Below are 19,010 nucleotides of genomic sequence, written 5' to 3'. Positions count from 1 at the left end.
ACTATATTGAAGATACACACATTAGTTAAAAAGATGTAATTTTGCAGCAAATTAATTGAGTTTGGTAAAAATTGGCGACATAGAATTAGGTGAATTTCCTCTGCTTTTAGCACCGATGGAAGACGTAAGCGACCCACCATTTCGTGCCCTTTGTAAAGAGCAAGGCGCCGACGTGGTTTATACCGAATTTGTAAGTAGTGAAGGCTTAATCCGTAATGCTGCAAAAAGCGTTATGAAGCTCGACATCTACGAAAAAGAGCGACCGGTTGGCATTCAGATTTTTGGTGCTAATATGGAGAGTATGCTCCAAACCATTGATATTGTTGAGAAATCCAAGCCAGACATTATAGATATTAATTTTGGTTGCCCTGTAAAAAAAGTGGTAAGTAAAGGTGCTGGTGCTGGAATTCTTAAGGATGTTTGCCTTATGGAAAAGCTCACTGCCGAAATGGTAAAACGTACCAATTTACCAGTTACTGTTAAGACACGTTTAGGTTGGGACCACGACTCTATAAAAATTGTTGAAGTCGCCGAACGCCTCCAAGACGTTGGTATTAAGTCTATTGCGATTCACGGACGTACACGCGCGCAAATGTATAAAGGTAATGCCGATTGGAAACCCATTGCCGACGTAAAAAACAATCCTCGAATGCACATTCCAGTATTTGGAAATGGTGATGTAAACACTCCAGAAATGGCGGTGAAAATGCGAGACGAATATGGCTTAGACGGTGCTATGATTGGTCGTGCTACTATTGGTAATCCTTGGTTTTTTAAGCAAGTAAAGCACTTCTTTAAAACAGGAGAGCATTTAGCGCCTATTTCTTTAGCAGAACGTGTTGAAGCTGCACGTCGTCACCTGCAAATGTCCATAGATTGGAAAGGCGAAAAGCTTGGTGTTTTTGAAACTCGACGCCACTACACGAACTACTTTAAAGGTATCCCTAACTTTAAAGAATACCGCATGAAAATGGTAACTAGCGATGAATCAAAAGATGTGTTTGCTGCTTTTGATGAAGTTCTTGAAAAATTTGGGGATTATCAGTTTGTTTAGGCTACCGTTTTAATCAAATCTTTTGTGATTCGTTGTGATGCTAACTTAGAGGCTATAATTCCAAGTCCAAATATGGTAATCACCACAATCACAATATTTTCTAGCTTCAGACTTACAGGATAAGGAAAATCTGAGGTTAGCATTATCCACTCGAACTGCAGCTGCGAAAAAATAATTAGAAGTCCAATACCAATTCCTATAAGGCCACTAAGCACAGTCATTAAAGTGCCTTGGAGAAAGAAAATAGATTTTATTAGTTTAGGTTCTGCACCCAAATTAAATAAGGTATTTAGAGATTTTTTTCGGTCTAAAATCATCATTATTATGGCGCCAATAACATTAAAAAGGGCAATGATGATGACTAGTGTAAAAATGAGATAAACCGCTAAGTTTTCGGTATTCAACATTTTAAAAAGTGCATCATTTAATTGCTCTCTATTTTTAATAATAAATGTATTGGGGAATAACTTTTCGATTTGTTCTTTTACTTCAGTTTCATCAGCTTCTGGTTTCAACTTTACTTCAATAGATGAGAATTGATTGGGCGTGTAATTGAGCAATGCCCGTGCTAGTTCAATATCCGCAAATACATATTCGTTATCTATCTTTTCGTTGATATTAAACAATCCAACATTTGTAACCACTTCAGAATTAAAATAGCTTCGCAAACTACTGCCTTGACCTTTACCTGGCTTAGGCACGTAAATGGTTAAGGGCTTTAAATAATTAAAAATTCCGAAAGACAAATTATTAGAGATTCCCCAACCCGAAACTACCTCATTACTCCCAGATGAAATCCATTCACCTTGCGAAATCATACTATCAATTTTTGTGACAACTCTGTAGTTATCATCAACGCCTTTTAAAGTTGCTAGCAGGTTCTTATTTTCAGATTTAATAACAACGCGTTCTTCCAAAATTTTAGAGAAGAGTGCTACACCTTCAATTGATGTTAAAGTGTTCAGCTCTTTTTCAGAAAAGAAAAAGGACTTTCCTTCTAATGGTAATAGTTTTAAATCAGGGTCTGTGTAATTCGAAAAATCTAAGCTAAACTCTTTAAGACCTGCAAAAACCGAAAGTACGATAAGAAGTGCAGCAGAGGCTACGATAACACCACCAGAAGCAATATAGCTCATTATATTTATGGCATTATTACTGCTTCTAGAAAACAAGTAACGCTTTGCGATGTAAAAAGAGGTATTCATGTATTACAGCCTTGGCATAAAATTAGGGATAAAAAGACTGTGCAACTCAAAATTTTAAAAAGCCTTAAGATTTTTTTCTTCGCCCTAATAAATCTTCGTCTTTTATAGGGTCTTCTTCGCCTTTAAGCGATTTTTCGATATTGTCGATATACTCCAAAGAGTCATCAATAAAAAACTCTAAAGTTGGCATACGACGTAACTGATGTCTTGTGCGCTGTGCTAATTCGTGACGTATTAAGGGCGTATTAGAACGAATGCCCTTTAGTAGTTCTTGCGCTTCTTTATTTGGGAAAATACTAAGGTAAACCTTAGCAATAGACAAATCGGTGGTTACACTTACCTTAGATACAGAAATTATAACACCTCGTAGTCCTCCATCAGATGCCGCGCGTTGTAGAATATCAACTAAATCTTGTTGAATGATTCCTGCTATTTTTTTCTGTCTTTGTGTTTCCATGCTGCAAAAATAGTAGATATTTAAACATTAGAAGGGCTTTACAGATAAAAATCATATTTTATGATTTTAAATTTTACGTTCTTTGAAAAATAAATTTTTACAATATGAAAAAAATAGAACATATAGGCATCGCAGTTAAAGATTTAGAGCATTCTAATAGCTTGTTTGCCTCACTTTTTGGAGAAGAACATTATAAAATTGAAGAAGTAAAAAGTGAAAACGTATTAACATCTTTCTTTAAGTGCGGACCAAATAAGATTGAATTATTACAAGGCACTTCTGAAGATAGTCCAATTACTAAGTTTATTGAAAAAAAGGGTGAAGGTATCCATCATATCGCGTTTGCAGTAGATAATATTGAAGCTGAAATAGAGCGCTTAACTAAAGAGGGTTTTAGAATGATACATGAAAAACCAAAGAAGGGAGCGGATAATAAATTGATTGCCTTTTTACATCCAAAATCTACAAACGGCGTTCTTATTGAGTTGTGCCAAGATATCAAAGATTAAATTGAATTAAATTTCTTGTAGAGTATTAAAATATATAGTAATATTGCACACTCTTTCTTAACGAAGAGTATGATATATTTTATCAGGTCCTATAACTCAGTTGGTTAGAGTATCTGACTCATAATCAGAAAGTCCCTGGTTCGAGCCCAGGTGGGACCACAAAAACAAAACCTGTTTCTATATTTAGAAGCAGGTTTTTTTATGTTGTTAGCTATTAACAATTTAGTAATTATTAATGTTAATAGCTTTTTGGTTTGGTAAAGCTACAGATAGCATATAATGATATTTTAGTGGTAAATAAAATTAGAAAAAAACAATAAGTAAGAAAAAGAATACAAAAACAATATTTTTCAATAAAAATATGCTTTTTATCGGACTTTTTTACGTTTAAAAGGTGGTTTTTAGTGTTTTAAATTTTGTTGGCATACTTTTTTTTATACATTTGCGTTAGCTATTAATACAAAATATGAAGATTGCCTCAATAATCTATAGTCTTATCCTGTTTATTCAAGGGCCTTGCGCCGGATGTCCTTCGGGAAATCCATGTGCTCCTTGTTGTAGTACACCTTCAGGATGTGGTGGCGGTCCTCCGCCTCCACCAGGTTTTGCAATAGACCATTATATCTACGTCCTCTTTTTCGCAGCTTTGGTGCTAGGTGTTTATTTTATAAGAAAGCAACAACGCCAGTTCTAAGACCTTAATTCATTTAGGCGTTTTACGTATTTTCCAATAACATCAAATTCTAAGTTTACAATATCGCCTTTTTGTAAATTTTTAAACGTTGTGTGCTCATAAGTGTAGGGTATTATCGCAACAGAAAAGTAATCAATACCTGAATCGACAACCGTTAAGCTCACGCCATTTACAGTAATAGACCCTTTTTCTATCGTAATATTACTTAACGCTTTATCATATTTAAACGTATAAGACCAGCTTCCGTTTTCCTCACTTACATTAGTGCAAATTGCGGTTTGGTCCACATGACCTTGTACAATGTGCCCATCTAATCTATCGCCAAGCTTCATGGCGCGTTCTAAGTTAACAACGTCTCCTACTTTTAGGGTCCCAATATTTGTTTTATCTAAGGTCTCTTTTATCGCAGTTACAACGTAAGTGTTATTATTAATAGAAACTACAGTTAAACAAACACCATTATGTGCAACAGATTGGTCAACTTTTAATTCGGAAGTCATATTACTTTCTACAGTGATATGTAAGTTCCCTTTTTCTGTTTCTAGCTGTTTTACATTCCCTAAATCTTCGATGATACCTGTAAACATAGTTCTATTTAAATGGTTAAATTTGTAACGCAAAGTTAAGGACAAAAAAGAAGGCAGTTTCAAAAAATTGTCCTAATAAAATTTAGATATAATGAAAAAAGACGAAATGATTAAAGTTGGAATATCTATTGGCGATTTAAATGGTATAGGTCCAGAAATAATACTGAAAACATTCGAAGACCCACGGTCTTTAGAGTTGTGTACTCCTATTATTTTTGCTTCATCTAAAATACTTAACTTCTACAGAAAGCATTTTTCTAGTAAGATTAATTTTCATGAAATTAATTCGTTAGATAAAATTAGTAATGGAAAAGTTAATGTTCTTAATGTTTGGAAAGAACCTGTTAATATTCAGTTTGGTCAAGAAGATAAGCAAATAGGAGAATATGCTATAAAATCTCTAGAAGCGGCAGTTTCTGCACTAAAAGAAGATCTGGTTGATGTACTCGTTACGGCACCAATAAACAAAAGTAATATTCAATCAGAAAAGTTTAATTTTCCTGGACACACCAACTACTTAGAGCAAGAGCTTGATGGCGATAGTCTTATGTTTATGATTTCCGAGCATCTTAGAGTTGGCTTACTCACTGACCACGTTCCGGTAAAGGATGTGGCAAATCACATAAACGAGGACTTAATAAGACAAAAAATTGCAACAGTCTCTCACTCTTTAAAACAGGATTTTGCCATTAGTAAGCCAAAAATTGCCGTATTAGCTATAAATCCGCACGCTGGCGATAACGGAGTTATAGGTAACGAAGATGACACAGTGTTAAAACCTGCAATAGAAAATCTAAGAAATGAAGGGCATTTAGTCTACGGACCATATTCGGCAGACAGTTTCTTTGGTTCTAATAGTTATCTAAATTTTAATGCCGTAATTGCCTCTTACCACGATCAAGGTTTAATTCCATTTAAAACTATCACCTTTGGTACCGGTGTTAATTTTACAGCTGGACTCAACAAAGTGCGAACGTCACCTGATCATGGTACGGCCTATGAAATTGCCGGAAAGGGCAAGGCAGATGAAAGCTCTTTTAAACGTGCTGTATTTATGGCAATAGAGATTTATAGACGCCGAAAGGACTACACCTTTTATTCAAAAAATCCACTAAAAAAGATGAGTAGGTAGATATTAACATTTTTTGTTGATATCTAGGCTTCTATATAGAAAAAAGTATTATATTTGCACGCTCAAAATGAATGTGATAATGAAAGCAATGAAAGCGTATACAATACCATTTGTAGGGCTAAAAGTAGGAAAACATCATTTTGATTATCAAATTGATAATACGTTCTTTTTAGAGTTTGATTATAACGAGTTCAACGCCGCCAATCTTAATGTTGATTTGCTTTTCGAAAAGAAAACAACATTATTAGAATTAACTTTTACTGCCACCGGCATAGTAAATGTAAATTGCGACGTCACTAACGAGCCTTTCGATTTACATGTCGAAGACTCATTTAAACTTGTTGTTAAGTTTGGCGAAGACTATAATGATGATAATGAGGAAATTTTAATAGTGCCTCATGGAGAGTATCAAATTAACGTTGCACAGTATATTTATGAGCTTATCGTTTTAGCTCTACCAGCAAAGAAAGTACATCCAGGAATTGAAGACGGTACATTAAAATCAGATATACTAACTAAACTTGAAGAGTTAAGCCCTAAAGAAAACAAAACAAAAGAAGATAACATAGAGGAAACAGATCCTCGTTGGGATACATTAAAAAAACTATTAACGGATAAATAACATTTACAATGGCACATCCAAAACGTAAAATATCTAGAACAAGAAGAGACAAAAGAAGAACACACTATAAAGCAACTGTTCCTCAAATAGCAACTTGCCCTACAACTGGTGAGCCACACTTATACCACAGAGCTCACTGGCACGAAGGAAAGCTTTACTACAGAGGCCAAGTTCTAATAGATAACTCTGCTGAAGAAGAAAATTTAGCATAAGTATTATGCACGCATATAATAAAACGCCCAATGTTTGGGCGTTTTTTTTGTTTTAATGCTCCAAATCGAGTAAAAACCATTTTATTTGCATAATTATTTGCCAAAAAGTGCTGAAAATGGTTAAAATTAATCGCATTTTAATCATTTTTCGATATTTTTAATTAATCTAAACGCTAATAATGAGTAAAATCACAGCGGCTATAACAGCTGTAGGAGGCTATCTTCCTGATTTCGTTTTATCTAACAAAGTTCTTGAAACAATGGTAGATACTAACGACGAATGGATTACTACACGAACAGGAATTAAAGAAAGACGTATTTTAAAAGAAGAAGGTAAAGGTTCTTCATTCTTAGCTATAAAAGCAGCAGAAAATCTTATCGAAAAATCGGGCATAAACCCAGAAGACATCGATTTAGTTATTGTAGCTACTGCCACTCCAGACATGAAGGCTGCGTCCACAGCAGCTTATACAGCGACTCAGATAGGCGCTGTTAATGCGTTTTCTTACGATTTAGAGGCAGCATGCTCTAGCTTTTTATTTGGGATGTCAACCGCATCCGCATATATCGAGAGTGGGCGCTACAAAAAGATACTTTTAATAGGAGCAGATAAAAATTCGTCTTTTATAAATTACAAAGACAGAGCAACATGCATCATTTTTGGTGATGGCGCTGGCGCAGTGTTATTCGAGCCTAATGAAGAAGGTCTTGGTCTACAGGATGAGTTATTACGAAGTAATGGTGAAGGACGAGAATTTTTAAGAGCACAGCGTGGCGGTTCTTCTTATCCAATTAATGCAGACACATTTGCTGAGGGTTCGCATTACGTTTTTCAGGATGGAAAAACAGTATTTAAAAACGCTGTCTTTAATATGGCTGATGTTGCAGAACGTATCCTAAAAAGAAATAATCTTACTAATGACGATGTTCAGTGGTTAGCTGCACACCAAGCTAATAAAAGAATCATCGATGCTACGGCCAACAGAATTAATCTTGAAGACGAAAAAGTAATGATGAATATACAGAAGTACGGTAATACGACTTCTGCAACGCTTCCGCTTTTGCTGTGGGATTACGAAAAACAGTTAAAAAAAGGAGATACAATTATATTCGCTGCCTTTGGTGGAGGATTTACATGGGGTTCTATTTATTTTAAATGGGCCTATAACTCATAAAAAACTAACTAATTATAACAACTGAATATTATGGATTTAAAGGAAATTCAAAACTTAATCAAATTTGTGGCTAAATCTGGCGCAAGCGAAGTTAAGTTAGAAATGGATGATGTTAAAATTACCATTAAAACTGGTTCTGAAGAAACAACAATCCTTCAACAAATGCCTGTACAAGCAGCTCCTGTAATGCAGCAAGCTGCTCCAGCGCCTGTTGCTCAAGCAACAACTGAAGCCGCTCCCTCTTCAGCTGCGGCACCTGCATCAGATGATTCAAAATATGTAACTATAAAATCTCCAATAATAGGTACATTCTACCGTAAACCTTCACCTGACAAGCCTGTGTTTGTAGAGGTAGGAACGGATGTTAAAGAAGGAGACGTGCTTTGTGTTATCGAAGCTATGAAACTGTTTAACGAAATTGAATCTGAAATTTCAGGTAAAATCGTTAAAGTATTAGTAGACGATGCTTCTCCTGTAGAATTTGACCAACCTTTGTTCTTGGTTGACCCATCATAATATAAATCCCAATTTTCAATTCCCAAACTCTAATAAGATTATGTAGTTTTTGGTTTTTGAATATTGAAAATTTGAAGAATTTATGTTTAAAAAAATATTAGTTGCCAACAGAGGTGAAATAGCCCTGCGCGTAATCAGAACCTGTAAAGAAATGGGCATCAAAACTGTTGCTGTTTATTCAACAGCAGATGCAGACAGTTTGCCAGTAAAGTTTGCTGACGAAGCTGTATGTATTGGTCCTGCACCAAGCCCAGAGTCGTATTTAAAAATGGCAAACATTATTGCCGCAGCAGAAATTACCAATGCCGATGCCATTCACCCTGGCTATGGTTTCCTTTCTGAAAATGCAAAATTTTCTAAAATTTGCGAAGAACATGGTATTAAATTTATTGGTGCTTCGGAAGAAATGATTGCTAAAATGGGAGATAAAGCTACTGCAAAAGCTACAATGAAAGCAGCTGGTGTGCCCTGTGTACCTGGTAGCGACGGAATCATTGCAGATTTTAAAGAGTGTGAAAAGCTTGCTTTAGAAGTTGGTTATCCTGTTATGCTAAAAGCTACTGCAGGCGGTGGCGGAAAGGGAATGCGAGCCGTTTGGAAGCCAGAAAATTTAAAAGCTGCTTGGGATTCTGCAAGACAAGAATCTAAAGCTGCGTTTGGAAATGACGATATGTATATGGAGAAGCTGATTGAAGAGCCTCGCCATATCGAAATTCAAATTGTAGGAGATTCAACAGGAAAAGCTTGTCATCTTTCAGAGCGTGATTGTTCTGTACAACGCCGTCATCAAAAATTAACAGAAGAAGTGCCCTCTCCTTTTATGACCAAAGCGTTACGCAAGAAAATGGGAGATGCTGCTGTAAAAGCCGCAGAGTTTATTAAATATGAAGGCGCTGGTACTGTCGAGTTTTTAGTAGATAAACATCGTAATTTCTACTTTATGGAAATGAATACGCGTATTCAGGTGGAGCATCCTATTACAGAGCAAGTGATTGACTTTGATTTAATCAGAGAGCAAATTAAAGTTGCTGCTGGTGTACCAATTTCTGGTAAGAATTATGAACCAAACCTACATTCTATCGAATGTAGAATAAACGCCGAAGATCCTTATAACGATTTTAGACCGTCTCCAGGTAAGATAACTACTTTGCATGCTCCTGGTGGCCATGGTGTTAGATTAGATACGCACGTTTATGCTGGTTATAGTATTCCGCCTAACTACGACTCTATGATTGCAAAATTAATTACCACGGCACAAACTCGTGAAGAAGCTATCAATAAGATGAAAAGAGCTTTGGATGAGTTTGTAATCGAGGGTATTAAAACTACGATACCATTTCACAGAGCGTTGATGGACCATCCAGATTATTTAGCTGGTAATTATACCACAAAATTTATGGAGGATTTTAAAATGCCAGAAAATGACTAATTATAAAAAAGCCCTCGATTGAGGGCTTTTTTATTCATCTTCTTTATTGATTGGTTTGCCTAAATAAGCTAACAACCAACCTTCTTTAATCTTATCTAAAATCGCTTCGTTAGAAGAAATGACATGAAGCTCACCGTCGTTATCCTTTAAAAATAATGGAATAATTTCTGTGTCGTCCATCATGGTCTGAAACACCTTCTTATAATGGTCTTTATCTTTTATTTCTACCTCATGAATATTAGGATGAAGCCTACTCACAGTATTCAGTGTATCGAAATCTCCAAAAGGTGAAAATAAGACCTCGTTAGGCTTTTTAGACTTTGACTTCTTCTCCTCTGGGCTTATTAATCTAAATGAACCGTTTTCACCAAATTGTTTACTAAATTTTGTAATAGCATATTTGTTAATATCTGGGCTGGCAGTTAAAGCTAATAGATAACCAACATCATTAAGTTCAATATTATCCATTAAGGTATTGGAATAAATATTGGTTTCTATGGCTTCTAAACCAAGATTTTTAGTGTTTTCTATATTTGCCTGATTACTATCAATTAAAACAACATGGCGACCATTATCTTCTAAATATTGTCCAATTAACTGCGAAATCTTTGATGCACCAACGATTAATATACCTTCTGATTTTTTCAAAAACACACCAACAATCTTAGCAAAAAGCCTTGCGGTAGTTGCATTTAATAGTACCGTGCCTAAAACAATCATAAACACAAGCGGCGTGATGTATTCTGCGCCTTCAACACCTTGCTTAATAAGTTTACTCCCAAACAGGGAAGCTATACCTGCAGCCACAATTCCTCGTGGTCCTACCCAACTAACAAAAAGCCGTTCATTTAGTTTTAAAGATGAATTAAAGGTGCTTGTAAAAACAGCTAACGGGCGTATAACTAAAACAACAATTAAAAAAAGAGCTACAGTTTTCCAGTTGTAGAGTAGTGTTAAGTCTTTATAATCAATATTAGCAGCTAGTAGTATGAATAAAATTGAAATTAAAAGCACGCTCAACGATTCTTTAAAATAAAGGAGCTCTTTTATATTTTCTAGCTTTCCGTTCCCCAAAACCATTCCCATTACTACAACGGCCAAAAGCCCAGACTCATGGGCAAAAATCTCTGACTCCACAAATACCAATAGAACAACCGAAAGCGAAACCACATTAAGTAAATAATGTGGAATTAGTTTTTTGTTAATAGCAAATGCAAGACCGTGAGCAAAGGTGAAGCCAAAGGTGGTTCCAAATAAAATAATCTTTCCAAACTCTAAAAAGGCTGTTTTGGTAAAGCCACTATCACCTTCGACACTTATAAATTCAAAAACCAATACTGCAACCAAAGCTCCGATTGGGTCAATTAGTATGCCTTCCCATTTTAGTACCGCAGATAGGTCTTTTTTTAATGGAATGTTTCTTAGTATCGGTGTAATTACTGTTGGGCCAGTAACAATGATTAAGGCAGAAAATAGAAAAGAAAGCTCCCAAGTTAGATTAAATATATAGTGCGCAACAATACCCGCACCAAAAAAAGTAATTGCAGAACCTACTGTTATAAGCTTTGTAATAACAGGCCCTACATTTTTTATTTCGCTCCGCTTTAGGGTGAGTCCACCTTCAAAAAGAATGATGCTAATTGCTAGAGACACAAAGTAGTATAAACTTTCTCCTGGAAACAGACCTTTTTCGCCGTTCCATATAGGCTCTATCCATTTTGTTTTGTCTTCACTTAAATATTCTGCAGCAATAGGGCCAACCAACAAACCAATAAGGATTAAAGGTAGTATTGCTGGTATTTTAAATTTCCACGCCACCCATTGCGCTAAAATTCCGAGAATAATAATACCTGCTAATTCTATCATCTAATTTGTAATAATTTTAAAAAAAGATAAAGATACACTAAAAAACACATCTAAATATGCCTCGCTAGCTACGCTCAAAAAAACCTTAATAAACTGCAAAGAATAAATAATAATCTTAGCATATTTATTATTTTGCATACCGTATGAATTTCTATCCAATAGAAGCCGGAAATTTTAAGCTAGACGGTGGCGCCATGTTTGGTGTTGTGCCAAAATCGCTATGGCAACGCACCAATCCTGCCGATAATAATAATATGATTGATATTGCTGCGCGCTGCTTATTGATTGAAGATGGTAATCGTCTTATTCTAATAGATACTGGGATGGGGAATAAGCAAAGTGATAAATTCTACGGCTATTATCATTTATGGGGTGATGATACGATTGAAAAATCCCTTAAAAAATATGGTTTTCATCAAGATGATGTAACAGATGTATTTATGACGCATTTGCACTTCGATCATTGTGGGGGCAGTATTCAATACAATAAAGACAAAACGCTTTTAGAGCCTGCTTTTAAAAACGCACATTTTTGGAGTAATAAAAACCATTGGAAATGGGCAACCCAACCAAACCGCAGAGAAAAAGCATCATTTTTAAAAGAAAATATTTTACCGATGGAAGAAAGTGGACAATTAAAATTTACCTCACTTCCATCCGACTCAATTTTAAGAGACTCTGCGTTAGGTTTTGATATCTTTTTTGCTAATGGTCATACCGAAAAACAAATGATTCCCATGATTAATTACAAAGGAAAAACTATTTGTTTTATGGCAGATTTATTGCCAACAGCTGGCCACTTACCTATTCCTTTTGTAATGGGTTACGACACAAGACCTTTGTTAACATTAGACGAAAAAGAGCAATTCTTAAAGATGGCTGCAGACCACAATTTTTATCTATTTTTAGAGCACGATGCACACAACCAAATTATAACTGTAAAACATACAGAAAAAGGTGTAAGACTAGATGAAGTCTATACTTGCGAAGATATTTTTAACAACTAAGATAAAATTTATTAATACATGAAAAAAAATAGAAATTTTAAAATTATTTATGCATTTGCTGCATTACTATTAATGGGTTGCGGAGGTTCGCCTTTAATTTCAACACCTATTGAAAATATTGACACTTCTCCTCTAAAGGTAGCAGAACTCACCAAAGAAGAAAAAGAAAATTGGGGACATCTAGACCTAGAAAAGGACACCATTCCAGGTATGGGTGTAGATCGTGCTTATGCTGAAATTATTAAAGGTAAAAAAGGCAAAAAAGTTATTGTTGCGGTAATTGATTCTGGTATTGATATTGACCACGAAGATTTAGATGGTGTCATTTGGACAAATAAAGATGAAATTCCTAACAATGGAAAGGACGATGATAAGAACGGATACGTTGACGACATGCATGGATGGAATTTTCTTGGCGATGCTTACAACGAACAACTAGAATACGTTAGAATTATTGCTGCGGGCGATAAAAGCGCGCCTAGATACGCTGAGGCAGAAAAACTACATGCAGAGGAATACCAAACGTGGTTAGGTAGAAAAACACAGTACGAGCAAATTTATCAGCAAGTTCTTAATAATGATGAAATCCTTTCTAAACACCTAGGCAAAAAAGACTACACTAAAGAAGATGTAAACGGAATTAAATCCTCTGACGCTTCCGTTCAAGGCGCAGTACAGTTTGCTAATTTTATCTACTCAAACGGTATAGAATCAATGGCTGACGCTAAAAAAGAATTGGCTGACGCATTAGAGTCAATCAACGACAGAGTTAATTATAATCTAAAAAAGGACTTTAAAGGTCGTACAACTGGTGATAACCCAGACGACTTTAACGATAAACCCGGTTATGGAAACGGAAACGTGAAACCCGTAAAAAAATCTGAAAGTCACGGTACGCACGTTGCAGGTATTATTGCTGCTGAGCGCAACAACGGAAAAGGTGCAAATGGTGTGGCAAATAATGTAGAAATTATGTCAATTAGAGCCGTGCCAAACGGAGATGAATACGACAAGGATGTGGCAAAGGCCATACGATATGCCGTAGATAATGGTGCAAAGGTTATTAATGGTAGCTTTGGTAAGTCTTTTTCACCACATAGCGATTGGGTTCGTGATGCTATAAAGTATGCCGCAGATAACGATGTACTAATCGTACATGCCGCTGGTAACGATAGTAAAGATATTGACATAGAGCCAAATTTTCCTGCAGACAACATTAATGGACAAGAAGTGGCAAATAACTATATTTCTGTCGGTGCGTTAGGTCCAAAATATGGAAGTAAAATGGTGGCGAGCTTTTCAAACTACGGTGACCAGAATGTAGATATTTTTGCGCCTGGAGCTCAGGTCTATTCTACAACACCAGAGAATGAGTACGACACTAAAGGAGGTACGTCTATGGCAGCTCCTGCAGTTGCTGGCTTGGCGGCTTTAATACGTTCTTACTACCCAAAACTTACGGCTGCCCAAGTTAAAGATGTAATTCTAAAATCGGGGCTTCAGCTCACTACAAAGGTTATTGTGGGTGGCGATGCCGAAAATGTTCAGCCATTTACAAGCTTATCGAAAAGCGGCAGAATTGCAAATGCCTATAACGCCTTAATAATGGCTTCAAAATTATAAACACATGAAAAAACTATTTCAAATTTTAATAATTATATCGCTAATATATTCTTGTAAAAGTTCGGATAACATAATTCCAAATCCTCCATCGCCTCCAGCTCCACCAATGGTAAAAGCCCAAGGCAACAGTTATTGGCAGCAACATGTCGATTATAAAATGGACATTGATATGGACGTTAACACCTATCAGTATAAAGGTGACCAAACCCTAGTGTACAGTAATAACTCTCCTGATGTATTAAACCGCGTCTATTACCATTTATATTTTAATGCCTTTCAACCTGGTAGTGAAATGGATGTGCGATCACGCACAATAGCAGACCCAGATAGACGTGTTGGAGATAGAATTAGTAAACTTAAACCAAACGAAATTGGTTATATAAAAGTTAATAGTTTGTCACAAAACGGAACGCCGATTACTTACGAAACTGTTGGTACTGTATTGGAGGTAAAGCTGAATAAACCAATTCAACCTGGTGAAAAGGTCACTTTTAAGATGAATTTTGATGGTCAGGTTCCTGTTCAAATTCGTCGTTCTGGAAGAAATAATGCTGAAGGCGTAGCACTTTCCATGACCCAATGGTATCCAAAACTAGCGGAATACGATGATGAAGGTTGGCATGCAGACCCATATATCGGACGCGAATTTCATGGCGTTTGGGGTGATTTCGATGTCTCTTTAACTATTGATAAAGATTACGTTGTCGGTGGTACAGGTTACCTTCAGGGCGAACCAGCAATTAAAGGCAATAAAAAAACTATGCGTTTTAAAGCGCCCAAAGTTCACGATTTTACTTGGGCGGCAGACCCGGATTATATCCATGATGTTTACCAAATGCCCAACGGACCAACGTTAAATTTTTACTACAAAAAAAATTTACCTGCAGAAAATCTTAAATATTGGAAAGATCTGCAGCCAGACACAGCAAAACTTATGCGTTTTTTCTCTGAAAACGTTGGTGAATACCCTTATGACCAATATTCTGTAATCCAAGGTGGCGATGGCGGAATGGAATATGCCATGTCTACATTAATCACCGGAAAACGAAGCTACGGAAGTTTATTAGGCGTTACTGCGCACGAATTGGCACACACGTGGTTTCAGTTTTTATTAGCAACCAACGAAGCTAAGCACGAATGGATGGACGAAGGTTTTACGAGTTATATTTCTGCCTTAGCGATGAATTCGCTTAGAGATGAGCCAAGAGAAAACCCTTTAACCGGTTCTTACCGTGGTTATTTTGCGCTTGCCAGTTCGGGTAGAGAACAACCGTTAACAACACACGCAGACCGTTACGCGTATAATGGTGTTTATGGCGCTGCGGCATATAGTAAAGGCGCGGTGTTTATAGCTCAATTAGGTTATGTTATTGGTGAAGACAATCTAAAGAAAACACTTAAAAAATACTTTAATGATTTTGCGTTTAAACACCCTAAACCAATGGATATTGTAAGAACTGCTGAGCGCGTTACAGATTTTGAATTGGATTGGTATCTCATCGATTTTGCACAAACAACAAACACTATAGATTATGGTGTAAAATCAGTAGATGAATCAACTATTACCCTAGAGCGTATTGGACTTATGCCAATGCCACTAGATATTAGTGTTACTTATACCGATGGCTCTAAGGAGGATTTTTACGTTCCTTTGCAGATGATGCGTGGCGAAAAACCTACAAACGCAACTATTGTTTCTGATTGGGCTTGGGCTTACCCGACTTACGATTTAAAAACGTCAAAGCCTGTGAAATCTGTTGAGATTGACCCGTCGCAATTAATGGCTGATATAGATAGGGCAAACAACGTTGTTAACTTATAAATCATTTTAAAATAACTATTAAAGGCGCTTAAAGCGCCTTTTTTTATGCCTTATACCAAGGTAAATATCTGTACATGTTTCGTTTAGAAACACGCTCTCTGTTGTATAACAAAAGGTGGGTTTCGTCTTCTTGTTTATTTCTATACCCAAACAAATGGAAAATAGATTTAGCCAGAAAGCGGGTTATTTTTAGATTGGCCCGCAATATACCTTTAGATTTATCGTGCCAACTAATTCCTGGAAGAAATGTAAGAAAGTTATCGGCTTTAAGCTGTCTTAAAACCGAAGATAAATTGAGGAAAAACTTGGGTATTTCCTTTATAATAAAGAATCCATCGTTGCCAGTTTCTTGATACAATGGCATAAATAACACATTGGATGATGGCGCAAAAACAGGTTTATTGTTCGATGTCGCTAACAAAGTTCCCTTTTTTATAGGTTCAAAGCTTTTAAAGCCAGATTTCATTTTAAAATCTTCATTAGTTTTAATAGTGTATTTATAAACCACTTCGTAAATCTCTCTGTTTTCTTTAGAAGCCTCCTTTAATTGCTTAAAGGCATATTGAAAATCTATAGTTTTATCCTCTAAATTATTGGTAAAATAACATGCTAAATGAATAAATGATTCACAATTTACAATAGCTTGGTGATCCGTGTGTTGTCCTGATTCGAAGCCTAAAGACACAAAACCTTTTTCATTAAGGTAACTTAACAAAGGACCATCTAGATATTCTTCAATACCAAGAACAATCGGTACAGGAAACAGTCTTGAAAACTTGCGATTTATTAAAGCATCATTTATGGTAACAAACGGTAGTGTCTTGCTAGAGGTTGTGTGAAAATCTATAAAGTAAATCGGTTCGTTTTGATTTTCCAACAACCCTAGAATAAACTTTAAGATAGATTTTTGTTCTATCTCTTCTGAGGTTAATGTTGTTTTTTGAAACAGTTTGTAAAGCTGTTCTTTTGTCCACATTCTGTTTAAATCATTATCAATATATCTTTTGTTTTGTAAGATGGCACTTGTATTACCGTAAATACCATAAATATCTCCTTTAACTTGGTTTGTGTTTAATTTAGGCAAGACATTCTTTAGCGCTTTTATTCCTGCTTGTTCATTGCCATGAATACCAGCAAAAAAAACCAAAATAGGTCCTTTTTCGTTGCCCTTTACATGATGAATAATTCGCTTATCTAGCAATATTTTTTTTTCTATTTGTTGGGGCATTATTTAGCTTTTTAAATCATTTGTAGTAATAATTCCTAAGAGTCTTTTGTTGTGAACCACAGGTAGGCAATTTATTTTTGCCTTGGTCATGATTTCCTTAGCTTTTTTTATTGATTTTTCTTGACTGATTGTGTAGAGCTCGGTTTTCATTACGTCTTTTACGCTTTGTTTCAAATCGGAATTTCCGAGCTTTATTAAGTCTGTCCAAGTAATCATTCCTGTTAGTATTTTATGCTTATTAACCACTGGTAAATGATGAATCTTTTTCCACTCCATTATATGCGCTACCAATTCTAGACTATCGCTTTCGTGAATAATAAACAATTTACTCTGCATTTTATGCTTCACTAAAGGCTTAAATTTTATTTTATCTAAATCGTAATCCGTAAGCACTGGCCACTGCCCTATGCCATTTTTTGAGAATTGGTTGTCATGTAAATAAGCTGTTAAAGCTTGTCTTGCCTCGAACTGTGTTTTGGTGTGTTGTAAATTTCTATAACTTTTAACCGTCCATTCCGATCCTGTTTTTCCGTTTACGCGTTCTTTTATAACATTTAAATAAAAATCGATATCGTTAGGATTAATTTGTGTGTTTTGAAGTCCTCTTTTTGCAAGTGGTAATAGCTCATTTAAAATTAAGTCTTTTGCAGAAATTGTATCTCCCATCCAATTAAAACTTACGTCCATACCGTATCTGGCGGCCTTAAAAAAATTGTTTTTCACAGCTTTAAACGGCATATTTTGGGGCATATTCTTATAATTCTCTGGTTGCCCAAGCATCACGCCAACCCAAAATACCATGTTGGCAATTTCGTCTGTTAACGTTGGTCCGCTTGGTGCATAACGACATTCTATTCTTAAATGTGGCTTTCCGCCACCAACGCCATAACACACTCGATTCCACTTATAAACAGTGCCATTATGAAGCTGTAGTGCCTTTAGTTTGGGTATCTCTCCTTTTTGCAATACATCAAGGCTATCTTCGTAATCGTCTAAAGCCAGTAAACTTCTAAAACGAGAAATATGGTCTTTAAAAATATCTGTTATCGTTCCTGTTTCCCATCGGTCTCCAAAACTTACACGTGATTCTTTTTCGTTAAAAACCATAGAATTTGTTCGTGTATCTATACTTTGGGTAAAAACAGCAATTCTTGTTTCTGCCCACAACTCTCTTCCGAATAAAAGAGGTGAATTGACACAAGCGGCTAAAATGGGTCCAGAAATGGTTTGTGCCCAATTGTATTTTTCTACAAACTCCTCTAGTTTAATCTGTAGGTGCATCTGAAAACTAGTATTACACGCCTCTAGCATTACACTGTTATGAAACAAGCTAAGCTCATCAGCACCTTTTATATGTATATTAAAGTTTTGGCTTCGTGAATCTTTTAAAGCTTTATTTAAAACTCGATACCTAGGTTTTGGTGTCATGTACTTTTCTAAAATATGTTTATGCCGTAAAGTGGGCAGAATACCAGTAAGCAACACTTTTGTGTTATTAGCTTTTGCTGCTTTCTGAGCTTTTAAAAGCAAGGTCTCTAACTGTTTGTGTAGTTCTGAAAAGCAATTTTCTTTAAGAACAAGAGGGTCGGAATTTATTTCTAAATCATACACGCCTATTTCGGTGGTGAAATGTGGGTCGTTAATAGCTCTAAGAATTTTTAGACAATTCTTATGGGGCGAAAAATCGTCTTTTAGAATACAAAACTCTTGCTCAGCGCCGATTCGTATTGGTGTCTTTTCAAACAAATCGTCTTTAAGCATCTTGTCTAAAGCCTCGATATCCTTAATAAGAAAATGTGTGTAATGGGCTTTTTCCTGTGGAGTTTCTAATTGTTTCACGTTTAATTGTCCCATAATATTCAGATAAAAAAA

18 protein-coding genes and 1 tRNA gene are annotated in these 19,010 nt (G+C 35.8%); 13 read left to right on the top strand and 6 right to left on the bottom strand.

Going from position 1 to position 19,010, the window contains the following annotated elements; genetic code table 11:
• The first annotated feature begins 61 nt into the window (after nucleotides 1-61).
• Nucleotides 62-1,054, top strand: coding sequence for a tRNA dihydrouridine synthase DusB (dusB, locus tag DFQ05_RS08190; protein WP_132705114.1), 993 nt, complete (start codon nucleotides 62-64; stop codon nucleotides 1,052-1,054).
• Here dusB and DFQ05_RS08185 read toward each other — a convergent pair.
• Together DFQ05_RS08185 and rbfA are read right to left on the bottom strand one after the other, a co-directional pair.
• Nucleotides 1,051-2,259, bottom strand: a complete 1,209-nt coding sequence (locus DFQ05_RS08185; protein ID WP_132704903.1) for an ABC transporter permease — start codon at nucleotides 2,257-2,259, stop codon at nucleotides 1,051-1,053. The two genes, dusB and DFQ05_RS08185, sit on opposite strands and share 4 nt — an antisense overlap.
• Before the next feature lie 64 nt (nucleotides 2,260-2,323).
• Nucleotides 2,324-2,716 (bottom strand): 30S ribosome-binding factor RbfA, encoded by a 393-nt coding sequence (gene rbfA, locus DFQ05_RS08180; RefSeq protein ID WP_132704902.1) that lies wholly within the window; start codon nucleotides 2,714-2,716, stop codon nucleotides 2,324-2,326.
• 104 nt (nucleotides 2,717-2,820) lie between these two features.
• Between rbfA and mce the strand changes: the two genes are divergently transcribed.
• The 3 genes from mce (at nucleotide 2,821) to DFQ05_RS08165 (ending at nucleotide 3,919) form a co-directional block, all read left to right on the top strand.
• Nucleotides 2,821-3,225 (top strand): methylmalonyl-CoA epimerase, encoded by a 405-nt coding sequence (mce, locus tag DFQ05_RS08175; RefSeq protein WP_132704901.1) that lies wholly within the window; start codon nucleotides 2,821-2,823, stop codon nucleotides 3,223-3,225.
• Nucleotides 3,226-3,310: 85 nt separating this feature from the next.
• Nucleotides 3,311-3,384: transfer RNA gene (locus tag DFQ05_RS08170), tRNA-Ile, on the top strand.
• 307 nt (nucleotides 3,385-3,691) lie between these two features.
• Complete coding sequence (locus DFQ05_RS08165; protein WP_132704900.1) at nucleotides 3,692-3,919, top strand: hypothetical protein; 228 nt, start codon at nucleotides 3,692-3,694, stop codon at nucleotides 3,917-3,919.
• Here DFQ05_RS08165 and DFQ05_RS08160 read toward each other — a convergent pair.
• Nucleotides 3,916-4,506, bottom strand: a complete 591-nt coding sequence (locus tag DFQ05_RS08160; RefSeq protein WP_132704899.1) for a riboflavin synthase — start codon at nucleotides 4,504-4,506, stop codon at nucleotides 3,916-3,918. The genes DFQ05_RS08165 and DFQ05_RS08160 overlap by 4 nt on opposite strands.
• A 91-nt stretch (nucleotides 4,507-4,597) precedes the next feature.
• Here DFQ05_RS08160 and pdxA point away from each other — a divergent pair, with 91 nt between their 5' ends.
• The 6 genes from pdxA (at nucleotide 4,598) to accC (ending at nucleotide 9,592) form a co-directional block, all read left to right on the top strand.
• Nucleotides 4,598-5,638, top strand: a complete 1,041-nt coding sequence (gene pdxA, locus DFQ05_RS08155; protein ID WP_132704898.1) for a 4-hydroxythreonine-4-phosphate dehydrogenase PdxA — start codon at nucleotides 4,598-4,600, stop codon at nucleotides 5,636-5,638.
• Nucleotides 5,639-5,717: 79 nt separating this feature from the next.
• Complete coding sequence (locus DFQ05_RS08150) at nucleotides 5,718-6,260, top strand: YceD family protein (RefSeq protein ID WP_132704897.1); 543 nt, start codon at nucleotides 5,718-5,720, stop codon at nucleotides 6,258-6,260.
• A gap of 8 nt (nucleotides 6,261-6,268) precedes the next feature.
• Nucleotides 6,269-6,472, top strand: a complete 204-nt coding sequence (gene rpmF / locus DFQ05_RS08145; RefSeq protein WP_132704896.1) for a 50S ribosomal protein L32 — start codon at nucleotides 6,269-6,271, stop codon at nucleotides 6,470-6,472.
• A gap of 179 nt (nucleotides 6,473-6,651) precedes the next feature.
• Nucleotides 6,652-7,647, top strand: coding sequence for a beta-ketoacyl-ACP synthase III (locus DFQ05_RS08140; protein WP_132704895.1), 996 nt, complete (start codon nucleotides 6,652-6,654; stop codon nucleotides 7,645-7,647).
• A gap of 30 nt (nucleotides 7,648-7,677) precedes the next feature.
• Nucleotides 7,678-8,163, top strand: coding sequence for an acetyl-CoA carboxylase biotin carboxyl carrier protein (accB, locus tag DFQ05_RS08135; RefSeq protein ID WP_132704894.1), 486 nt, complete (start codon nucleotides 7,678-7,680; stop codon nucleotides 8,161-8,163).
• Nucleotides 8,164-8,245: 82 nt separating this feature from the next.
• Nucleotides 8,246-9,592 (top strand): acetyl-CoA carboxylase biotin carboxylase subunit, encoded by a 1,347-nt coding sequence (gene accC, locus DFQ05_RS08130; RefSeq protein WP_132704893.1) that lies wholly within the window; start codon nucleotides 8,246-8,248, stop codon nucleotides 9,590-9,592.
• 30 nt (nucleotides 9,593-9,622) lie between these two features.
• On the opposite strand, the gene DFQ05_RS08125 is transcribed toward accC, so the two are convergent.
• A complete protein-coding gene (locus DFQ05_RS08125; protein WP_132704892.1) occupies nucleotides 9,623-11,458 on the bottom strand; it encodes a cation:proton antiporter in 1,836 nt (611 codons plus the stop codon).
• A 143-nt stretch (nucleotides 11,459-11,601) separates the two neighbouring features.
• Between DFQ05_RS08125 and DFQ05_RS08120 the strand changes: the two genes are divergently transcribed.
• From DFQ05_RS08120 to DFQ05_RS08110, 3 genes are read left to right on the top strand one after another with little or no spacing between them, the layout of a single operon-like run.
• Nucleotides 11,602-12,465: an MBL fold metallo-hydrolase gene (locus tag DFQ05_RS08120; RefSeq protein ID WP_132704891.1), complete on the top strand. Its 864-nt coding sequence runs from the start codon at nucleotides 11,602-11,604 to the stop codon at nucleotides 12,463-12,465.
• A gap of 18 nt (nucleotides 12,466-12,483) precedes the next feature.
• Nucleotides 12,484-14,088, top strand: a complete 1,605-nt coding sequence (locus DFQ05_RS08115; RefSeq protein WP_132704890.1) for a S8 family peptidase — start codon at nucleotides 12,484-12,486, stop codon at nucleotides 14,086-14,088.
• A gap of 4 nt (nucleotides 14,089-14,092) precedes the next feature.
• The gene (locus DFQ05_RS08110) at nucleotides 14,093-15,910 is read left to right on the top strand and encodes a M1 family metallopeptidase (protein WP_132704889.1); all 1,818 of its coding nucleotides are present in this window, start codon (nucleotides 14,093-14,095) and stop codon (nucleotides 15,908-15,910) included.
• A gap of 43 nt (nucleotides 15,911-15,953) precedes the next feature.
• Here DFQ05_RS08110 and DFQ05_RS08105 read toward each other — a convergent pair whose 3' ends face one another.
• Together DFQ05_RS08105 and DFQ05_RS08100 are read right to left on the bottom strand one after the other, a co-directional pair.
• On the bottom strand, nucleotides 15,954-17,138 hold the full coding sequence (locus tag DFQ05_RS08105) for a succinylglutamate desuccinylase/aspartoacylase family protein (protein ID WP_132704888.1): 1,185 nt from the start codon (nucleotides 17,136-17,138) through the stop codon (nucleotides 15,954-15,956).
• 3 nt (nucleotides 17,139-17,141) lie between these two features.
• Nucleotides 17,142-18,992, bottom strand: a complete 1,851-nt coding sequence (locus DFQ05_RS08100) for a CBS domain-containing protein (RefSeq protein ID WP_132704887.1) — start codon at nucleotides 18,990-18,992, stop codon at nucleotides 17,142-17,144.
• Nucleotides 18,993-19,010: the final 18 nt, after the last annotated feature.

Source organism: Winogradskyella wandonensis, assembly GCF_004346845.1.
Taxonomy (GTDB): Bacteria; Bacteroidota; Bacteroidia; order Flavobacteriales; family Flavobacteriaceae; genus Winogradskyella; species Winogradskyella wandonensis.
The sequence above is the reverse complement of the archived record's forward strand: the minus strand, read 5'-3'. Positions and strand labels throughout refer to the sequence as shown.